This is a genomic window from Limnobacter sp. MED105 (assembly GCF_000170915.1).
In the GTDB taxonomy this organism is placed as follows: Bacteria; Pseudomonadota; Gammaproteobacteria; order Burkholderiales; family Burkholderiaceae_B; genus Limnobacter.
In genome coordinates this window covers 521,056-538,257 of record NZ_ABCT01000001.1, presented here as the reverse complement: position 1 = coordinate 538,257, position 17,202 = coordinate 521,056, and the positions used below count along the sequence as shown (strand labels likewise).

At 53.1% G+C, this 17,202-nt stretch carries 19 protein-coding genes and 1 tRNA gene; 8 read left to right on the top strand and 12 right to left on the bottom strand.

Annotated elements, in window-relative coordinates:
* Positions 1 to 56: 56 nt before the first annotated feature.
* The gene (locus tag LMED105_RS02610) at positions 57 to 1,130 is read right to left on the bottom strand and encodes a 2Fe-2S iron-sulfur cluster-binding protein (RefSeq protein WP_008247928.1); all 1,074 of its coding nucleotides are present in this window, start codon (positions 1,128 to 1,130) and stop codon (positions 57 to 59) included.
* Positions 1,131 to 1,142: 12 nt separating this feature from the next.
* Positions 1,143 to 2,345 (bottom strand): alkane 1-monooxygenase, encoded by a 1,203-nt coding sequence (locus tag LMED105_RS02605; protein ID WP_008247926.1) that lies wholly within the window; start codon positions 2,343 to 2,345, stop codon positions 1,143 to 1,145.
* 181 nt (positions 2,346 to 2,526) lie between these two features.
* Here LMED105_RS02605 and LMED105_RS02600 point away from each other — a divergent pair, with 181 nt between their 5' ends.
* The 7 genes from LMED105_RS02600 (at position 2,527) to LMED105_RS02570 (ending at position 8,373) form a co-directional block, all read left to right on the top strand.
* Positions 2,527 to 3,174 carry a TetR/AcrR family transcriptional regulator gene (locus LMED105_RS02600; RefSeq protein WP_008247925.1) on the top strand — a complete coding sequence of 216 codons (648 nt, stop codon included), beginning with the start codon at positions 2,527 to 2,529 and terminating at the stop codon, positions 3,172 to 3,174.
* 131 nt (positions 3,175 to 3,305) lie between these two features.
* Positions 3,306 to 4,046 (top strand): response regulator transcription factor, encoded by a 741-nt coding sequence (locus LMED105_RS02595; RefSeq protein WP_008247923.1) that lies wholly within the window; start codon positions 3,306 to 3,308, stop codon positions 4,044 to 4,046.
* Positions 4,047 to 4,100: 54 nt separating this feature from the next.
* Positions 4,101 to 5,369, top strand: a complete 1,269-nt coding sequence (gene hemA / locus LMED105_RS02590; protein ID WP_008247921.1) for a glutamyl-tRNA reductase — start codon at positions 4,101 to 4,103, stop codon at positions 5,367 to 5,369.
* Entirely contained in the window at positions 5,370 to 6,452 is a 1,083-nt protein-coding gene (gene prfA / locus LMED105_RS02585) for a peptide chain release factor 1 (RefSeq protein ID WP_008247918.1), read from the top strand.
* The gene (gene prmC / locus LMED105_RS02580) at positions 6,449 to 7,372 is read left to right on the top strand and encodes a peptide chain release factor N(5)-glutamine methyltransferase (RefSeq protein WP_008247917.1); all 924 of its coding nucleotides are present in this window, start codon (positions 6,449 to 6,451) and stop codon (positions 7,370 to 7,372) included. Before prfA ends, prmC begins: the two co-directional genes overlap by 4 nt.
* 12 nt (positions 7,373 to 7,384) lie before the next feature.
* Positions 7,385 to 7,717 carry a Grx4 family monothiol glutaredoxin gene (grxD, locus tag LMED105_RS02575; protein WP_008247916.1) on the top strand — a complete coding sequence of 111 codons (333 nt, stop codon included), beginning with the start codon at positions 7,385 to 7,387 and terminating at the stop codon, positions 7,715 to 7,717.
* A gap of 53 nt (positions 7,718 to 7,770) precedes the next feature.
* Positions 7,771 to 8,373: a UbiX family flavin prenyltransferase gene (locus tag LMED105_RS02570; protein WP_008247914.1), complete on the top strand. Its 603-nt coding sequence runs from the start codon at positions 7,771 to 7,773 to the stop codon at positions 8,371 to 8,373.
* An 11-nt stretch (positions 8,374 to 8,384) separates the two neighbouring features.
* Here LMED105_RS02570 and LMED105_RS02565 read toward each other — a convergent pair whose 3' ends face one another.
* From LMED105_RS02565 to LMED105_RS02530, 8 genes are all read right to left on the bottom strand, one after another.
* Positions 8,385 to 9,251: an SAM-dependent methyltransferase gene (locus LMED105_RS02565; protein ID WP_008247913.1), complete on the bottom strand. Its 867-nt coding sequence runs from the start codon at positions 9,249 to 9,251 to the stop codon at positions 8,385 to 8,387.
* Positions 9,252 to 9,838: 587 nt separating this feature from the next.
* A tRNA-Thr gene (locus LMED105_RS02560) sits at positions 9,839 to 9,914 on the bottom strand.
* A gap of 14 nt (positions 9,915 to 9,928) precedes the next feature.
* Positions 9,929 to 10,471, bottom strand: a complete 543-nt coding sequence (locus tag LMED105_RS02555) for a ClpXP protease specificity-enhancing factor (protein WP_040512238.1) — start codon at positions 10,469 to 10,471, stop codon at positions 9,929 to 9,931.
* A 46-nt stretch (positions 10,472 to 10,517) separates the two neighbouring features.
* Positions 10,518 to 11,120, bottom strand: coding sequence for a glutathione S-transferase N-terminal domain-containing protein (locus LMED105_RS02550; protein ID WP_008247910.1), 603 nt, complete (start codon positions 11,118 to 11,120; stop codon positions 10,518 to 10,520).
* 75 nt (positions 11,121 to 11,195) lie between these two features.
* Positions 11,196 to 11,951, bottom strand: coding sequence for a cytochrome c1 (locus LMED105_RS02545; protein WP_040512237.1), 756 nt, complete (start codon positions 11,949 to 11,951; stop codon positions 11,196 to 11,198).
* Positions 11,952 to 11,980: 29 nt separating this feature from the next.
* Positions 11,981 to 13,246 carry a cytochrome bc complex cytochrome b subunit gene (locus tag LMED105_RS02540; protein WP_008247908.1) on the bottom strand — a complete coding sequence of 422 codons (1,266 nt, stop codon included), beginning with the start codon at positions 13,244 to 13,246 and terminating at the stop codon, positions 11,981 to 11,983.
* Positions 13,247 to 13,271: 25 nt separating this feature from the next.
* The gene (gene petA / locus LMED105_RS02535; RefSeq protein ID WP_008247907.1) at positions 13,272 to 13,877 is read right to left on the bottom strand and encodes a ubiquinol-cytochrome c reductase iron-sulfur subunit; all 606 of its coding nucleotides are present in this window, start codon (positions 13,875 to 13,877) and stop codon (positions 13,272 to 13,274) included.
* 145 nt (positions 13,878 to 14,022) lie between these two features.
* Positions 14,023 to 14,775, bottom strand: a complete 753-nt coding sequence (locus LMED105_RS02530; RefSeq protein WP_040512236.1) for a Nif3-like dinuclear metal center hexameric protein — start codon at positions 14,773 to 14,775, stop codon at positions 14,023 to 14,025.
* Between the two features lie 32 nt (positions 14,776 to 14,807).
* Here LMED105_RS02530 and LMED105_RS02525 point away from each other — a divergent pair, with 32 nt between their 5' ends.
* Positions 14,808 to 15,959 carry a S1C family serine protease gene (locus LMED105_RS02525; protein WP_008247905.1) on the top strand — a complete coding sequence of 384 codons (1,152 nt, stop codon included), beginning with the start codon at positions 14,808 to 14,810 and terminating at the stop codon, positions 15,957 to 15,959.
* Positions 15,960 to 16,006: 47 nt separating this feature from the next.
* Here LMED105_RS02525 and tatC read toward each other — a convergent pair whose 3' ends face one another.
* Together tatC and tatB are read right to left on the bottom strand one after the other, a co-directional pair.
* Complete coding sequence (tatC, locus tag LMED105_RS02520) at positions 16,007 to 16,744, bottom strand: twin-arginine translocase subunit TatC (protein ID WP_008247904.1); 738 nt, start codon at positions 16,742 to 16,744, stop codon at positions 16,007 to 16,009.
* A gap of 15 nt (positions 16,745 to 16,759) precedes the next feature.
* Positions 16,760 to 17,188, bottom strand: a complete 429-nt coding sequence (tatB, locus tag LMED105_RS02515) for a Sec-independent protein translocase protein TatB (RefSeq protein WP_008247903.1) — start codon at positions 17,186 to 17,188, stop codon at positions 16,760 to 16,762.
* Positions 17,189 to 17,202: the final 14 nt, after the last annotated feature.

Genomic DNA, 17,202 nt, shown 5'->3' with positions numbered 1-17,202 from the left:
CACCATAAAAAAAGCCACCTTGGGGTGGCTTTTTCATTGATACAAAGAGCAACGACTCACTCGAATTTGTCGTAACGGATATTCTCAGCTTTCACACCCAACTTCGAAAACTTGGCAATCGCCGCATCAATCATCGCAGGCGGCCCGCACAGGTAAGCCTGAACCTGAGGCCAGTCCAGCTCAAGCTTGTCCAACTCGTCTGTCACGTAACCACGCGCACCGTTCCAGCTCGAATTGGCAGGCTCTTCTGACAACACCTGCTTGAAACTCAGCGAACCTCTCCAACCTTGCTGAACTCGACCAATTTCCTCATCCGCATACAAGTCGCGCTGTGTGCGTGCGCCAAATAAATAAACCGCATCCCGGGTTTCACCAGCCCATTTCGCCTGTTCCAGCAAACTCAAAATAGGAGCCATGCCGCTTCCTCCGGCCACACAAACAATCGGCGCTGGCTTCTCACCTTCGGCGGGGCGCAAATAAAAATCACCAAACGGTCCACTCATACTTAACCGGGTTTCCTGTCGATTGGCTGCAAACAACCATTCAGTGAACTTGCCTCCAGGCACCTTGCGCACATGAAAAACAAGTTCATTGGCTTCTTGGCCTTTTGGTGCCATCGCGAAACTGTAGTTGCGGGACAGGCTGAATTCTTCAAGTCGAATTTCAGCATATTGACCTGCCTTGAAAGGCATCGGATCATCCAGCGCCACACGCAATTCCACAATGTCGTGCGTCAAATCTTTCTGGCCCACAATCGTGCCGCGGGTTTCAACCAAACGGTCACCGCCAGAGGTCAACTCCACTTCAATTTCCAGATCAGTTTCCGGAATGGACTGACAGGCCAGGATCATTCCAGCCTTCAAATCCTCGGCGCTCAGCACATAACTTGAATCGGTCAGTTCGCGCACCTTGCCGCTTTTCAGCTTGCACTTGCATTGCGTGCAACTGCCCACACGGCAATTGTGTGGAAACCCCAAACCTGCCGACAAGGCAGAATTCAAAATAACCTTACGGCCTTTCTCCACCTCGAAGCTTTGCCCACCCGGGGCCACACTCACCTTGTGCGTTACCTTGCCTTTTTTGCCAGCCGCTGCACCACCCTGCAATCCAAACCATTCAAGCAATTTCATGATGCTCTCCCTTTACGCGGCAGCGCGGTTCAGTTGTTGGCCAGTCTGCTGCCCCAACTGGGCAGATTTCAAACCTTTCATACCACTCTTCACACTGGCATCAATCGCCAGTTTTTTCTCCTCCGGCGTGGCAAAGGTTTCATCCCAGTGGTTCAACAAAGGCGTCATCACTTTTTTGTAAAGTGGTGGCACCAAGGCCAGCAAAATAGTGCCCAGATAGCCTGTGGGCAACATGGGCGCATGACGATAGCTGCGCAGGTTCCAGTATTCCTGATCTGCCTCAGCATGGTGGTGCGAGTGGCGGGTCAGCGCGTACAACAAAGCAGTCGACACCGAAGCATTCGTGTTCCAGCTGTGACGTGGTTCTACCTTGTCTTCAGGACGACGAACAATGCCGTAATGCTCCATGTAGTTCACGATTTCAAGCAGGGTCTTGCCGCCCGCGCTCATGATCCAGAACATCACTACCCCAGCCCAACCACCGATGTAGAACGATGCAGCAAACAAACTCAAGCTCATCAAATTACCGCGCATCATGCGACTGTGAATCGGGTTCCACACGGATTGATTGAACTTGGCCAGGCGTTGCTTTTCCAACTTCCAGGCCGACTTGTAACCGCCAATGGTGCTTTTCAGTACAAAGCCGTACACATTCTCGCCGCGCTGGGCCGTGGCAGGGTCAGCAGGTGTACCCAGGTTTTTGTGGTGACCGTATACATGCTCGATCGCAAAAGAAGCATCACAGGTAAACGCCAGCATCCAGCGGCCCAAAATCATGTCGCGCATACTGTAGGTGCGGTGGGTCAACTCATGGCCAACATTGGTGCCACCGGCACCAAACAAAAATGCACCCGCCACCGCGCCCACAAACCATTGGTACCAGGTGGTGTCCGCTTGCAATTGCAAACGGTCATAACCGAAGGTGTTCTTCATGAATGCGTCAATGCCCAATACATCCACCGGCGCTACCGCCCAGGTGAAACAAAGCGTCACCCACATCAAAATTGGCAGTGTCAGCCACAACATCAAATTCAGAAAAAACTCACCCTCCATGCGGGGCTCGCTGCGATCATCGGGCAGCAACACATCGCCCAAAGCCACAACAAGCACCAACGCGGCAATGCCGGTGTACATCCACGCACCGCCCTGCATCATGGCGTGCATCACACCAATGGCAATCAGCGGAAAAGTGGTGAATTTAAGGTAGTGCAACATAGGTGGTCTCCCGTTTATGAATGCCCAATAGTTATTGTTGGAGGGGCAAGGTCTATCCCGACGAAAATCATGTTAACGATTGTAAACATGCTCGTCAATACCTTTGCTTATCAAATTGGATAAAACTTCTAAATCAAGGATTCATAACAGATGTTCGGGTTTTCGCTATAATCACTGGCTTATGACCTCCAACGCATCAACCATCCACGGCCGAACCCGGCTTATTGAAGCTGCACTGAACCTGAGCTATCACCGGCGAAGTTTCTCCAGCCTCGGTATTCGCGAAATAACGCGCGAAGCGAAACTGTCTGCGCCCGCGTTTTACAGGCACTTTGAAGACCTGGCCGACCTGGGCACAGCCGTCATTCTCGAGGTTGAAAAAGCAGTGCTGGACGCCTTCACCGAAGTCCGAATCAGCACGGCCAAAGAGGCAGACCTCGACATTCGCCCCATGCTCGTCAAACGGTTTTTTGATTGGGCGGCCGAGAATCCAAAACCAGTCGTAGTGGGTGCCTCCGAGGCTTTCGGTGCACTGGAGCGCATGCGCGACGGCCTGAAAAAAACCATTCGGGCGATCAGCGAAGACATTTGCAGCGACAACCGTATTGCTGCCCTGCTGCCCGGTTTACCCCAAGAAGAAATGATCGAAGTGCTGGAAGTACTCGCCCAAAACGTGTTGTTCATGGCGGTTGAGTACGTCGAGAAACCCGATCAACGTCAGGCTATCTATGACAAAGCGCTTCGGATTGTGGCTGTCATCTTTGCTGGCGCACATGCCACGTACGCCATGAAACTGGAACAGGATCAGGAAAGCACTCAAGTCCCCTGATTGATAAATTGGATGCCCATTCAATTTAACAAAAAAGCAACATTGTGTTTCATGCCCTGTTTAAACGATTAAACTGTCAACACACAAATTAACATTGTGGTAACAAAAATTCCGAATCAGGAGCCACACCCATGCGCATCGCCATTCTTGAAGACGACCTGACACAAAGCGAAATGCTGCGCTGGGTGCTCGAATCGGTCAACCACAAATGCCATTGTTTTGCCACGTTCAAAAGCTTTCAAACCGCTTTGTACCGCGACAGCTTCGACCTGGTTCTTCTGGATTGGGTACTGCCCGACAGCTCTGGCCCCAAAGTCATGCACTGGATCCGTGAAACCCTGCACATCAAAGTACCCGTGCTGTTCATCACCTCCAAAACCGACGAAGAGAATATTGTTGAAGCGCTCAACGCCGGTGCAGACGACTACATGATCAAGCCCATCCGTCGCGGCGAACTGATCGCCCGGGTCAACGCCCTGCTACGCCGCGCCTATCCCGAACTAACCGCCCCGGAAGTGTTTGAAATCACCGACCTGGAATTTCATCCCAAGTTCTCGACCATCGTGCGCCACACAAAACGCGTGGTCATGACCCAAAAGAATTCGATTTGCGCTTCTGCTGTTTCGCACCTCGGCAAACCGCTGTCAAGGTCACACATCCAGGAAACCGTGTGGGGACGCGACACCGATTTACCCTCGCGAACCATGGACACCCACATCTCGCGCGTTCGTTCCAAGCTGGCCTTGCGACCCGAACAGGGCTTCCGTTTAACCCCAGTCTATGGCTTTGGTTACAAACTGGAGCAGGTTGATCACGAAGGCAAATCATCTGACCTGGCAAAAATCAAACGCCAACTCGCCGAGAACGATTGAAGGCGAGTACGCCATAGCGGGTTATAATGAAGGGTTTTCCGCCCAGTAGGTATTATGGAGCTTTTCGCAGTCGGCCTGAATTATCAATCCGCACCGCTCGCACTACGCGAGCGTTTGGCGTTTCCGGCCGAGCAATTGCAAGAGGCATTGCGCGCACTGGCACAGCGTGTTCAGGCCCCTGAAGCGGCCATTCTTTCCACCTGCAACCGCACTGAAGTGTATTGCGCAGCCAGCAATATTGAGCAGCTGAAAACCGATCTGCTTGAATGGCTGGCTGTCAACCGCAACATTCCCACCACCGAACTAGGCCCTCACCTGTACATTCTTCCCCAGCAGGAAGTGGTCCGCCATGCATTCCGCGTGGCCAGTGGCCTGGATTCCATGGTGCTGGGCGAAGCACAAATTCTGGGTCAAATGAAGCAGGCTGCACGCACCGCCGAAGAAGCCGGCACGCTGGGTCAAATGCTGCACCAACTGTTTCAACGCACCTTCTCGGTCGCCAAAGAAGTACGCTCACACACGGAAATTGGTGCCCACTCGGTGTCCATGGCCTCCGCAGCCGTAAAACTGGCCAGCCGAATTTTCGGCGACCTTGGAAAACGCAATGTGCTGTTTATCGGCGCTGGTGAAATGATTCAACTGTGCGCCACACACTTCGCCGCCCAGAATCCGAAAAGCATCACCATTGCAAACCGCAGCGCAGATCGCGCCAACCAATTGGCTCAAACGCACGGCGCCAGCGTCATCGGTCTGGCCCAGGTTCCAGAACAACTCGCGAAATCCGACATTGTCATATCCTGCACCGCCAGCACCCTGCCAATCATTGGCCTGGGCATGGTTGAAGCCGCCTGCAAAAAACGCAAACACGAACCCATTTTCATGCTCGACCTCGCGGTACCTCGCGACATCGAAGCGCAAGTCAGCAAACTCGACGACGTGTTTCTGTACTCCGTCGACGACCTCAGCCAAATTGTGCAGGAAGGCCGTGAGCAACGGGCCGCTGCTGTTGAACAGGCCGAGGCCATCATCGAATCGCAGGTCCAGGGCTTCATGCGCTGGATGAGCGAACGCTCACTGGTGCCCACCATTCAGGAAATTCACCAGAAAGCCGACGACATCGCGCAGCTTGAACTGGACCATGCCCGCAAGCAACTGGCCAAGGGCACACCTGCCGACGACGTACTGCAACTGATGGCCCACCGCATGAGCGCAAAATTCATGCACGGCCCCATGCAGGCGCTACACCACGCCAGCCCAGCCGAACGGGAAGCCCTGTTAAAGTGGCTCCCACAGCTATTCAACATTAAAAACACCGACAAATAGATGAAAGACAGCATGCGGAACCGGCTAACGCGCCTTGCCGAGCGCCTTGCCGACCTTGAAGAATTTTTGTCGTCCCAAAACGCAGCCAATGACATGGCGCAGTTCAAGGCCATCACACGTGAACGCTCCGAACTGCTGCCCGCCACCGAGCGCTTTGCAGAATACCTGAGCATAGAGGCAGACCTCAACACTGCACAAGAATGGCTTTCCGACCCCGACATGCGCGACATGGCCCGCGAGGAAATTGCGCAAAATGAAGCGAAACTTGCGCAACTCGAAGCCGATCTTCAACGCCTGCTGCTCCCCAAAGACCCCAACGACCACCGCAACGCCATGCTTGAAATTCGCGCCGGTACGGGCGGCGATGAGTCTGCATTGTTCGCAGGCGACCTGTTTCGCATGTACACCCGCTACGCCGAGCGGCAGGGTTGGCAAATTGAAGTCATGAGTGCCAGTGAATCGGAACTGGGGGGCTACAAAGAAGTCATCATTCGCCTTGCCGGTGACCACGTGTACAAGCACCTGAAGTTTGAATCGGGGGGGCACCGTGTGCAGCGCGTACCAGCCACGGAAAGCCAGGGGCGCATACACACCTCCGCCTGCACCGTGGCCGTGATGGCCGAACCCGACGAAGCCGAAGTGATCGAAATCAACCCTGCCGATTTGCGAATTGACACCTACCGCGCCAGCGGCGCAGGTGGCCAACACATCAACAAAACCGATTCGGCCGTGCGCATTACCCACTTGCCCACAGGCCTGGTGGTTGAATGCCAGGACGAACGCAGCCAACACAAAAACAAGGCCAAAGCCATGAAGGTGTTGAACGTACGCCTTCAAGACAAAATTGACCGTGAACGCCAGGCCGCCGAGGCCAGCGAACGCCGCAGCCTCGTGGGTTCAGGCGACCGTTCTGAACGTATTCGAACCTACAACTTCCCGCAGGGGCGAATGACCGACCACCGAATCAACTTGACCCTGTACAAACTCGACTACATCATGGATGGAGACTTGACCGACCTGATGAACGGCCTGACCGCATTTCACGAAGCCGAACTGCTGGCCGAAATTACAGCCAAAGAATGAGCACACTGCCCAAGCCCACCATTGAATCGGTGTTGCAGCAAACACGTGAAGAAACCGGGCTTGCGCCCAGTGAACTGCGTATTTTGATGACCCACATCACGGGTTTTGATCGCGTGGGCCTGGTCACCAAAGGCAACCGGGAATTGCCCATGGATCAGCTCAGTGCCTTCAAGTCACTGGCCGCCAAAAGGCAGCAAGGCGAACCCATCGCCTACCTGGTACAACAAAAAGAATTCTATTCACGCCCGTTCTTTGTCGACCCCCGGGTATTAATACCCCGCCCGGAGACCGAAGAACTTGTGGAGCACGCCCTTGGTTTTTTGCAGAGCAAATCCACAGAAAATCTGCTCACCCGGGTGCTCGACATTGGTTGCGGCAGCGGCGCCATTGCCGTGTCACTGGCGCTTGAAAATCCCATTCTTGAAGTCACCGCCACCGACATTTCTGCAGACGCATTGTGGGTGGCTCAATTCAACGCCAACGAATTGGGTGCGAAAAACATCCGCTTTCTTCAATCCGATCTCTTCGAGAATCTATTGAATCAAACACCCCCACTGGCGTTCGACCTGATTTGCAGCAATCCGCCCTACATTGAACTGGGGGATGAACATCTTTCCCAAGGCGATCTGCGTTTCGAGCCCCAACAAGCCTTGACCGACGGGGGCGATGGCCTGCACTTTTACCGTGAAATTGCCCAACACAGCCCGAGCCTGCTGCGCGCAGGTGGCGGCGTGCTGGTTGAGCATGGCCACACACAGCAAGAGGCCGTGAAAGCCCTGTTTTCCAAAGCGCCTTATGTGGATGTTCAAGGCCTGCCCGACCTGGCCGGTACACCGCGTTTTGTATTCGCCCGTATTGAAAACGAGCGTTTTATACCCACATCCATTACACTACAGGGTTGTAGCAATCCATCCAATTGAAAGGAAGTTTTTATGAGCGTTCGCGATTCCATTCACGAAACCGTCACCAGCCACCCCGTGGTTTTGTTCATGAAAGGAACTGCCCAGTTCCCCATGTGCGGGTTTTCTGGTCGCGCCATTCAAATCCTGAAAGCCTGCGAAGCTGAAAAAGTAGTCACAGTGAACGTGCTGGACGACCCCGAAATTCGCCAAGGCATCAAAGAATATGCCAACTGGCCTACCATTCCACAGCTTTACGTGAATGGCGAATTTTTGGGTGGTTGCGACATCATGACCGAGATGTACCAAAGCGGCGAATTGAAGGCACTGATTGCCGCCGCCAATGCGTCCACCAAGTCTGAATAAATCATGAAACAGGCCGCACCAATCATCGTGCGGCCACTTCCAGGCATACCATCTTGAGCAGCACCCTCTCCCACCAGTTCAAGCAGTCCATCACCGTCGCCATTACAGGTGCCAGTGGCGCTTTGTACGGTTTGAAAATTCTCGACTTGCTGCGCGCGCGCGGCGACACAGAAGTGCATCTGGTGGTGTCGTCTTCAGGCTGGCTTACCCTGGCCAGTGAAAGCGACTTGAGCAAAGAAGAAATTGAAGCCAAAGCCCATGTGGTGCACTCGCCCAAGCAAGTGGGCAACTGCATTGCCAGCGGATCTTACCCGTCCGCAGGTATGGTCATTGCGCCCTGCTCCATGCACACCCTGGCCGCCGTGGCACATGGCTTGTCGAACAATCTGATTACCCGTGCCGCCGATGTGGTGTTGAAAGAACGGCGCCGTCTGGTGTTGCTACCCCGCGAGACACCGCTGAATTTGGCGCATCTTCGCAACATGGTCAGCGTGACAGAAATGGGCGGCATTGTGATGCCACCGGTGCCTGCACTGTATCAGCGCCCAAGCAGCATCGACGCCATGGTCACAGACACCGCCCAACATGCCCTGCAACTGCTGGGTTTGCCCAATGTGCAGCGCAATGAATGGCAGGGACTTAAAAGCAGCAGTTAAAGCGGTATAGCCTACGCAGGCACATGAAAGCGCTGCTGCAATCCTTCCTCACCATCCAGCCCCAGCTCAAGCAGCATGTCGCGCAAACGTTGTGCCGCCTTTGGATTCGATCGCTGGTGTTTCTTCGCAATAATCAACTCATTCTTCATCGAGTGCTCCCAACCCACCAACTCCGTGACAGTCACCTGGTAGCCATGCGCCTCCAGTTGCAAGCAACGCAACACATTCGTTAGCTGACTGCCAAATTCACGGGTGTGAAGCGGGTGGCGCCACATTTCCACCAAACTGGTTTTACCAAGTTGGCTGGCTTTGTTCTTGCGCAGGTGTGTGGCCACCTCGGCCTGACAACACGGTACCAAGGCCATAAACTTCGCCTGTTTTTTCAAGCCAAATGAAATCGCATCATCTGTAGCCGTGTTGCAAGCGTGAAGCGCAGTCACAATATCAACTGTTTCAGGCAAGTCGGGGTGTTCTGTGGCTTGTGCCACTGGCAAATTAATAAACTGCATGCCTGCATCAAAACCAAGCTGTTTGGCCAGTGTATTGGACTTGTCCACCAACTCTTGTCGGGTTTCCACACCAGCCACCACAGCCCCTTCCCGGTTTTGCTTGATATACAGGTCATACAAAATAAACCCAAGATACGATTTGCCTGCACCATGATCTACGAGGTACAAACCTCCGTCATTGGCTTTGCGAACTTCGTCGATCAAAGGCTCGATAAAATGAGTCAGGTGGTAAACCTGCTTCAGCTTCCTTCTGCTGTCCTGGTTAATGCCGCCTTCACGCGTCACAATGTGCAGCGCCTTCAACAGGTCAATTGACTGGCCTGGTTTCAGCTCGAGGGCATCTAAAGGATTCTTCTTGAGTTTTGGCATAGGTGGCTTGCTGCGTTGAATTCGATGCGCACAGTGTAAAGGGTTTAAGCTCAACCGGCTTGGGCTCCGATCTCTCGCGGTGCGTTAACTGCCCAATCGGCTTGGGTTTCAATCTCTCGCCAGAAAACCTGATTTTCCCTTTTTGATATTCACCCTGACTCACCTCGCTCGGCAAAAGGGCGAGCCGAGTCTCGGTGCCGGCCCATGGCCGACCGTGGCGGGTGAATTCAAACGGGCAGGTTTTCTTGAAGGCGAGGCGATCGAAACACCGCCGCCGACTGGGCGTTGCGCCAGCGGTGACTCGGAGCTGAACTTGCAATGGGTCGGACGATGACCAGTCAGAAAACTTGCCGGCTTGGCGCGTCGAGACTAACGATCGCGCCTTGGCTTAGTGCAGGCTCAAGCCGACAAGCCGAAATGCCAAGTTTTCGGGCAGCGGTGACCATTCAAGTTTGGCTCCCAACTCACCGGCCCTGTGGAGCACAAGTAACCCACGTCGAATTGGCAATAGACGCCAGCACAAGACGCATCATCACGAGTTCGACAGAAAATAATTTAGATGACTTCCCGAGAGACCGGGAGAAGAATGGTGCCGCTTGTCGGATTCGAACTGACGACCTACCGCTTACAAGGCGGTTGCTCTACCAACTGAGCTAAAGCGGCACTTAAGAGAAGCGCTATTTTACTCGAGTCAGATGATTTTTTTTCTTCTGCCCGGGTTTTTTTGGTGTTTTTTCATCAGATTTATCTGATTTAGCCACAGACAAAGGCTGCGGGTCTTCAGAAGCACCCGAAACTGAACGCAAACCTGCCGGTTTGTCATCAGGATCAGATGAAACAGGCTCATCCTCTTCATCAAGAATGAACTGCACAGCCTCGTTTCCATCACCCTCAATTTCTGCCAAGGGCTTCAGTACTTCAAAAGCCATGCCATGCCCGTTTTCACGCGCATAGATTGCACTAATTTGTTCAATGGGTACAAAAATTTCACGAACTACGCCGCCAAAACGGGCTTCGAACTCAACCGCAGAGTTACCGAGACTCAATTTGTTGGTGGCCAAAGGAGACGTATTCAAAACGATCTCCCCGGCCTTCACAAACTCTTTCGGCACCTGGGTTTTCTCATTCACAGCCACGGCAAGGTAAGGCGTGTAGCCATTGTCGACGCACCATTCATGAATGGCTCGAATCAAATACGGCTTTGTGGATACTTCAGTCACTGCTTTTTCCTCGACGTGTCTGGATGCCTGCTCAGCGAGCATCCAATTAACGACGCATCACCTTCTCGGAAGGTGTCAATGCATCAATAAAGGCTGGCTTCGCGAAAATACGTTCCGCATACTTCATCAGTGGCGCAGCAGACTTCGGCAGTTCAATACCGTAGTGCTCCAACCGCCACAACAATGGGGCCAACGCCACATCCAGCATCGAAAAGTCTTCGCCCAGCATGTATTTACTTTTAAGAAACACAGGTGCCAGCTGGGTGAGCTGCTCACGAATCGCCGACTTCGCTTTGTCCATGGCCTTGGGGTTACCAGCTTTTTCCAACACGCTCACGTGTTGAAACAGCTCACGCTCAAAATTGAACAGGAACAAGCGAGTACGTGCACGCATCACTGGGTCTGCAGGCATCAACTGGGGATGAGGGAAGCGTTCATCAATGTACTCATTGATGATGTTTGACTCGTACAAAATCAAATCACGTTCAACCAGAATTGGCACCTGGCTATAGGGGTTCATCACACTGATGTCGTCAGGCCGATTGAACAAGTCAATGTCCTTGATCTCGAAATCCATGCCTTTTTCATGCAAAACGAACCGGCAACGCTGAGAAAACGGGCAGGTCGTTCCAGAGTAAAGAACCATCATAATGTTGTCATCCCAAAACAAAAAATGGCCGGGGCGAGCAAACACCCCAGCCTGTACATGATTAAGCCAAAAAGCTTACTTGATGTCTTTCCAGTAAGCGGCGTTCAAGCGCCACGCAAAAATGGTAAACACGCCAAAGAACAACAGCACGATTACACCCAACTTGAAGCGGTCTTCGCGCACAGGCTCGGCCATAAACACCAGAAAACTGGTGAGATCGGCCATGGCCTGGTCGTATTCAACCTGGGTCATGGTACCGGGCTTGGCCAATTCAAAGCCAACAAACTGCTGAACTGTACCTTCCTTGCCATAGCCGGCAGGCACCTCTTCGTACTTCGCAACCTGCTCACCCTGTAATTCCCACAACACATGAGGCATGCCCACATTCGGGAAAGCCATGTTGTTCCAGCCAGTTGGCTTGGAAGGATCACGGTAATAAGTACGCAGGTAGGTATAGATGTAATCAGCGCCAGGACCATTTGCAGAAGCACGCGAACGTGCAATCAGCGACAAATCTGGAGGCGCGGCACCAAACCACTTCTTGGCATCTTTTGGATCCATTGAAATGTTCATGGTGTCGCCGACGTTGTCGGTCGCAAACATCAGGTTTTCCTTGATCTGCTCATCGGTCAAACCAATGTCTCGCAAGCGGTTGTAACGCATGCTTTCAGCAGAGTGGCAATTCAAACAATAGTTGGAGAACAACTTGGCGCCACGTTGAAGCGCAGCCAGGTCGTTCGTCAAGTCAGGCGCCGTATCCAGTGGGTAATTACTGCCCGCACCGAAAACCAGTGAAGGAACAAGCGCCAACAAAGCCAGTAGTTTTTTCATCATCTAGTCCTTATCTTGTCCAGTCGGGCTCAGTGCGCTTCAAACACAACACGGTCGGGCACGGGCTTGAATGTGCCCAGCTTTGACCACCATGGCATCGCCAGGAAGAACAGGAAGTAGTACAAGGTACCAATCTGCGACACGATTTGACCAATGTCTGATGGTGGCTTCACACCCAGATAACCCAACACGATGAAGTTGATTACGAACACAGCGTAAATCCACTTGTGCAGCGCTGGACGATAGCGGATTGACTTGACCTTGCTCTTGTCCAGCCATGGCAGGAAGAACAGGATAACAACCGCACCACCCATGGCCACCACACCCCAGAACTTCGCATCCAGACCCAGGAACGGGAATGTGATAGCGCGCAGGATGGAGTAGAACGGTGTGAAATACCAAACAGGTGCAATGTGCGCTGGCGTCTTCAATGGGTCAGCTGGAATGAAGTTGTTGTATTCCAGGAAGTAACCACCCATTTCTGGCGCGAAAAACACAATGGCTGAAAACACCATCAGGAATACGCCCACACCCAGAATGTCGTGCACGGTGTAGTAGGGGTGGAACGGAATGCCGTCCAAAGGCTTGCCGTTGGCGTCCTTCTTTTCCTTGATTTCAACGCCGTCAGGGTTGTTCGAGCCCACTTCATGCAAAGCAACCAGGTGAGCAGCAACCAGACCCAGCAGCACCAATGGGATGGCGATCACGTGGAAAGAGAAGAAACGGTTCAAGGTTGCATCGGAAACCACATAGTCACCACGAATCCAGATGGCCAAATCAGGGCCAATCACAGGAATTGCGGAGAACAGGTTCACGATTACCTGCGCACCCCAGTAGCTCATCTGACCCCAAGGGAGCAAATAGCCAAAGAACGCCTCAGCCATCAGGCACAGGAAAATGGCAACACCGAAAATCCAGATCAGTTCACGGGGTTTGCGGTATGAACCGTACAACAAGCCTCGCATCATGTGCAGGTAAACCACCACGAAGAACATGGAAGCGCCTGTCGAGTGCATGTAACGCACCAGCCAGCCCCAAGGCACATCACGCATGATGTACTCAACAGACTGGAAAGCTTTTGCCGCGTCTGGTTTGTAGTGCATGACCAGGAAAATACCGGTCACGATCTGGATGACCAACACCAGCAAAGCCAGTGAGCCAAAGAAATACCAGAAGTTGAAGTTCTTGGGCGCATAGTACTCGGACAAATGCGCTTTGTAGGTCGAGGTCAGGGGAAAGCGCTGGTCAATCCAGCCCAACACGCCTGTTGTTTCGACTTTTTTGTCTGCCGCCATAATTACTACTCCTCGCTCTCAGATGTCAGGCGTTGTTCTCGTCTACACCGATCAACAACTTGGTGTCTGACAAATATTTGTGGGGGGGCACTTCCAGGTTGTCCGGAGCAGGCTTGCCAGCGTAAACGCGGCCGGCCAGGTCAAACGTTGAGCCGTGACAGGGACAGAAGAAACCGCCTTGCCAGTCATCAGGCAGGCTAGGCTGGGGGCCAGGTTCAAAACGGGCAGAAGGCGAGCAACCCAGGTGTGAGCAAATACCAACCGCCACCAGGTATTCGGGTTTGATTGAGCGATGAATGTTGCGTGCGTACTCAGGTGTTAGCTGGTCGGGGCTTCGTTCAGAGTTGGGGTCGGCCAATTGATCATTCAACTCGGGCAAGGCTTCGAGCATCGCTGGATCGCGACGAACTACCCAAACGGGCTTTCCGCGCCATTCGACAGTTTTCATGTCACCTGGCTGCATGCCAGAAATATCAAGCTCAACGGGCGCACCGGCTGCTTTCGCGCGCTCGGAGGGTGCCATTGAAGTCAGAAACGCGCCACCAGTTGCCGCAGCCGCCACACCACCCGCTGCGCCGCAAGCGATCATCCATACGCGACGTTCTTTGTCTACAGGTTGATTATTGCTCATCAAAATAACCCCGAAAGTAAAATCCAGTGATCCATGCAACCGGAGATTGTACCCTAGCACGGTTTAAACAAGGAACAGTTTTGAGGACATTTCGTCCAATTGACAATCAAGCACAGCCAAAATGTGGCCATACATTAGAAAACATCTAAACCGCGACAAACAAATCACGGAACATCACTTCGATGCCATACCGCTGCGCAATCCACTCGCCCAAGGCCTTCACACCGCAGCGCTCCGTGGCGTGGTGGCCCGCACCCAACAAGCTGACGTTGCATTCACGGGCCACATGCACAGCAGGCTCGGATAACTCACCCGTCAGGTATAAATCGGCACCCTGCAAGGCTGCTTCTTCCACATAACCTGGTGCCCCGCCAGTGCACCAGGCCACCGTAGCCACGCTGCGTTCGGGGTCGCTATTGCCTTCCACTTGCACATGGTGACCCAATACATCGCTTACCTGCCGAACCAGTGCACTCAAGGGCTGGGGCGTAGGCAACACGCCCAAGTGCACCAAACCCTTGTCGCCCACCACACGGGTGCTCGGCCAACCCAACATGTTGCCCAATTGAGCGTTGTTGCCCAACTCAGGATGTTTGTCCAGCGGCAAGTGGTAAGCAAACACGTTCAAATCATGCGCCAGCGCCAACTGCAGACGTTCTTTGCGAAACCCGGTGACCACTTGGGGGTCACCTTTCCACATCAAACCGTGGTGCACCAAAATTGCATCGGCATTCAGCTCCGCCGCCAGTTCAATCAGCGCCCTCGAAGCGGTTACACCTGTCAGCAGCCGCTGAATACGGGGCTTGCCTTCCAACTGCAGTCCATTTGGGCAATAATCTGACATGCGAGCCTGATCCAGCAATTCCCGCAAATCATGTTCCAGTACATTCCGATCCACTGAAGCCAACGGCGCACCCCTGCATTCTTGATATGTTAAAAAAACTCTGGCTGACTTTTGCTCAAGCCTTAACCGTACTTCTTGCATTGTATTTCATCACCGAAGTACTGCGCCCAGAGTGGGTACCCAACTGGCTGCAAAAGCCGGCGTACCAAACCGCCCAGCCTGAAGGTGTAGCTGGCTACAGGCACGCCGTGGACACCGCCATGCCAGCCGTGGTAAATATTTTTACCAGCAAACGCGCAAGCAACCTACCCAAACACCCGTTTTTTGAAGATCCGGAAATCCGGAAATTCTTCGGCGATGAACTTGAGGAGCAGTTTGAGGAAGAAGAACAAGCATCCAGCCTGGGTTCGGGTGTCATTGTGAACAGCGACGGCTTGATTGTAACCAACCAGCATGTGGTTGAAGCAGCCGACGAAATCGAGGTCAGCCTGAACGATGGACGAACCACCAAAGCGGAGCTTGTCGGAACCGACCCAGAAACTGATCTGGCTGTGCTCCGAATCAAACTTGATAACTTGCCGAGCCTGAAATTTGCCGCCGAAGAAACCGTGAAGGTGGGCGATGTGGTGCTGGCCATGGGCAACCCGTTCGGCGTGGGTCAAACAGTGACCATGGGCATTGTCAGCGCACTTGGGCGCAACAAGGTGGGCATCAATACGTTTGAAAACTTCATCCAGACCGATGCGGCCATTAACCCTGGAAATTCAGGTGGCGCGCTCGTCGACACGGCTGGCAACCTGCTGGGCATCAACACCGCCATTTACAGCCGCTCCGGTGGATCATTGGGCATTGGCTTTGCAATCCCCGCCAAAACAGTACAAGGCGTGTTAAACCAGATTGTTCGCACTGGCACGGTCACGCGGGGTTACATCGGCGTGGAACAACAGAACATCACGGAAGAACTGGCCACGGCTTTTAACCTGCCGCAGAAAGACGGTGTGATTATTGCCGGCATTGTAAAAGACGGCCCAGCCGACAAGGCTGGTCTGAAGGTGGGCGATATTTTGCTGAAACTTGACGGTCAAAAGATTTCTGATACCACTCAAATGCTCAACCTGATCGCAGCCTATGCGCCGGGCGAGAAAAAGTCAGTTGAGTTGCTTCGGGATGGCAAAAACGAAACCTTGAATATCGAAATTGGTGTGCGACCCAAACCAGGTGATTTCATCAAGCGATAAAAAAAGCCCGTACATCAGCGGGCTTTTTTTATTCAGACGACATCAGTTTACTCAACAATCTGTTGTCGCTGTTTACCAATTAGTTTGGCGAACAATATTCCAACTTCGTACAAAATACAGATCGGTATGGCCAGGAACAGCTGGGACATCACATCGGGCGGCGTCACGATTGCGGCGATCACAAAAGCGGCCACAATCACGTACCCACGAATTTCAACGAGTTTTTCAACAGTCACTATACCCAGATACACCAGCACCACCACCACGATGGGCACCTCGAAGGTCATACCGAAAGCCATGAACATGGTCAGCACAAAGCTCATGTAAGCCTCAATGTCTGGAGCGGGCGTGATGCTTTGCGGCGCGAAATCATTGATGAATGCAAACACCTTGCCAAACACAATGAAATGACAAAATGCGATCCCGATCAGAAACAGCACAGTGCTTGAGAAAATAATGGGCAGCGCCATTTTTTTCTCGTGCTGATAAAGCCCCGGCGCTACAAAAGCCCAGGCCTGATACAACAGAATCGGCAGTGAAATCACGAAGGCAACCATGGCGGTCAACTTGACCGGCACCATGAATGGGGTGATCACGCCCGTGGCGATCATTTTGGTGCCTTCGGGCAACGCGCTTTGAATGGGCTGCGCCAGAAGATCGAAAATGAAAGCGGCGCCTGGATAGGCCATCAATGCGACAAACACAATGATGAAACCAATCACGCCACGCAAAAGCCTGTCTCGGAGCTCGACCAGGTGACTGACAAAATTTTCTTGCTGACTCATTCCAATTGCACCTTGTTATTTGGCTTCTGCCTTGGGGGCAGGCCCCGCAGACTGCGCGGATGCCGACGACTCTTCAGCCTTGGTCACACTGGCCTGAGTGGTGGTTTGTGGTGCTGTTGATGCGGGCTTGCTGGCTTCCAGTTCGGCAATGTCATCTTCGATCGACTTCACAGACTTGTTCAAGTCCGCCTCGGTGTCTCGAATGGTTGACTGCACATCGCCTTCCATCTTGCGGGCTGCGGTCTGCATTTCTGCCTGCAACTTGCGCAGCTCGTCAATTTCCATTTCCCGGTTAATTTCAGACTTCACGTCACTGACGTAACGCTGGGCCTTGCCCAACAAGTGACCCACTGTTTTGGCCACCTTGGGCAGTTTTTCAGGGCCTATCACCAGCAGCGCGATCACTGCAATGATAAGCATTTCCGAGAAAGCAATGTCGAACATGCTGCGCGCCGCAA

What these genes read in the sequence shown, in the direction of transcription:
- tatB (WP_008247903.1), bottom strand. Translation starts at nt 17,188, where the DNA reads ATGTTCGACATTGCTTTCTCGGAAATGCTTATCATTGCAGTGATCGCG.
- petA (WP_008247907.1), bottom strand. Translation starts at nt 13,877, where the DNA reads ATGAGCAATAATCAACCTGTAGACAAAGAACGTCGCGTATGGATGATC.
- LMED105_RS02550 (WP_008247910.1), bottom strand. Translation starts at nt 11,120, where the DNA reads ATGATGGTTCTTTACTCTGGAACGACCTGCCCGTTTTCTCAGCGTTGC.
- LMED105_RS02545 (WP_040512237.1), bottom strand. Translation starts at nt 11,951, where the DNA reads ATGAAAAAACTACTGGCTTTGTTGGCGCTTGTTCCTTCACTGGTTTTC.
- LMED105_RS02525 (WP_008247905.1), top strand. Translation starts at nt 14,808, where the DNA reads ATGTTAAAAAAACTCTGGCTGACTTTTGCTCAAGCCTTAACCGTACTT.
- LMED105_RS02605 (WP_008247926.1), bottom strand. Translation starts at nt 2,345, where the DNA reads ATGTTGCACTACCTTAAATTCACCACTTTTCCGCTGATTGCCATTGGT.
- hemA (WP_008247921.1), top strand. Translation starts at nt 4,101, where the DNA reads ATGGAGCTTTTCGCAGTCGGCCTGAATTATCAATCCGCACCGCTCGCA.
- LMED105_RS02610 (WP_008247928.1), bottom strand. Translation starts at nt 1,130, where the DNA reads ATGAAATTGCTTGAATGGTTTGGATTGCAGGGTGGTGCAGCGGCTGGC.
- prmC (WP_008247917.1), top strand. Translation starts at nt 6,449, where the DNA reads ATGAGCACACTGCCCAAGCCCACCATTGAATCGGTGTTGCAGCAAACA.
- LMED105_RS02595 (WP_008247923.1), top strand. Translation starts at nt 3,306, where the DNA reads ATGCGCATCGCCATTCTTGAAGACGACCTGACACAAAGCGAAATGCTG.
- LMED105_RS02600 (WP_008247925.1), top strand. Translation starts at nt 2,527, where the DNA reads ATGACCTCCAACGCATCAACCATCCACGGCCGAACCCGGCTTATTGAA.
- LMED105_RS02565 (WP_008247913.1), bottom strand. Translation starts at nt 9,251, where the DNA reads ATGCCAAAACTCAAGAAGAATCCTTTAGATGCCCTCGAGCTGAAACCA.
- tatC (WP_008247904.1), bottom strand. Translation starts at nt 16,744, where the DNA reads ATGAGTCAGCAAGAAAATTTTGTCAGTCACCTGGTCGAGCTCCGAGAC.
- LMED105_RS02540 (WP_008247908.1), bottom strand. Translation starts at nt 13,246, where the DNA reads ATGGCGGCAGACAAAAAAGTCGAAACAACAGGCGTGTTGGGCTGGATT.
- prfA (WP_008247918.1), top strand. Translation starts at nt 5,370, where the DNA reads ATGAAAGACAGCATGCGGAACCGGCTAACGCGCCTTGCCGAGCGCCTT.
- grxD (WP_008247916.1), top strand. Translation starts at nt 7,385, where the DNA reads ATGAGCGTTCGCGATTCCATTCACGAAACCGTCACCAGCCACCCCGTG.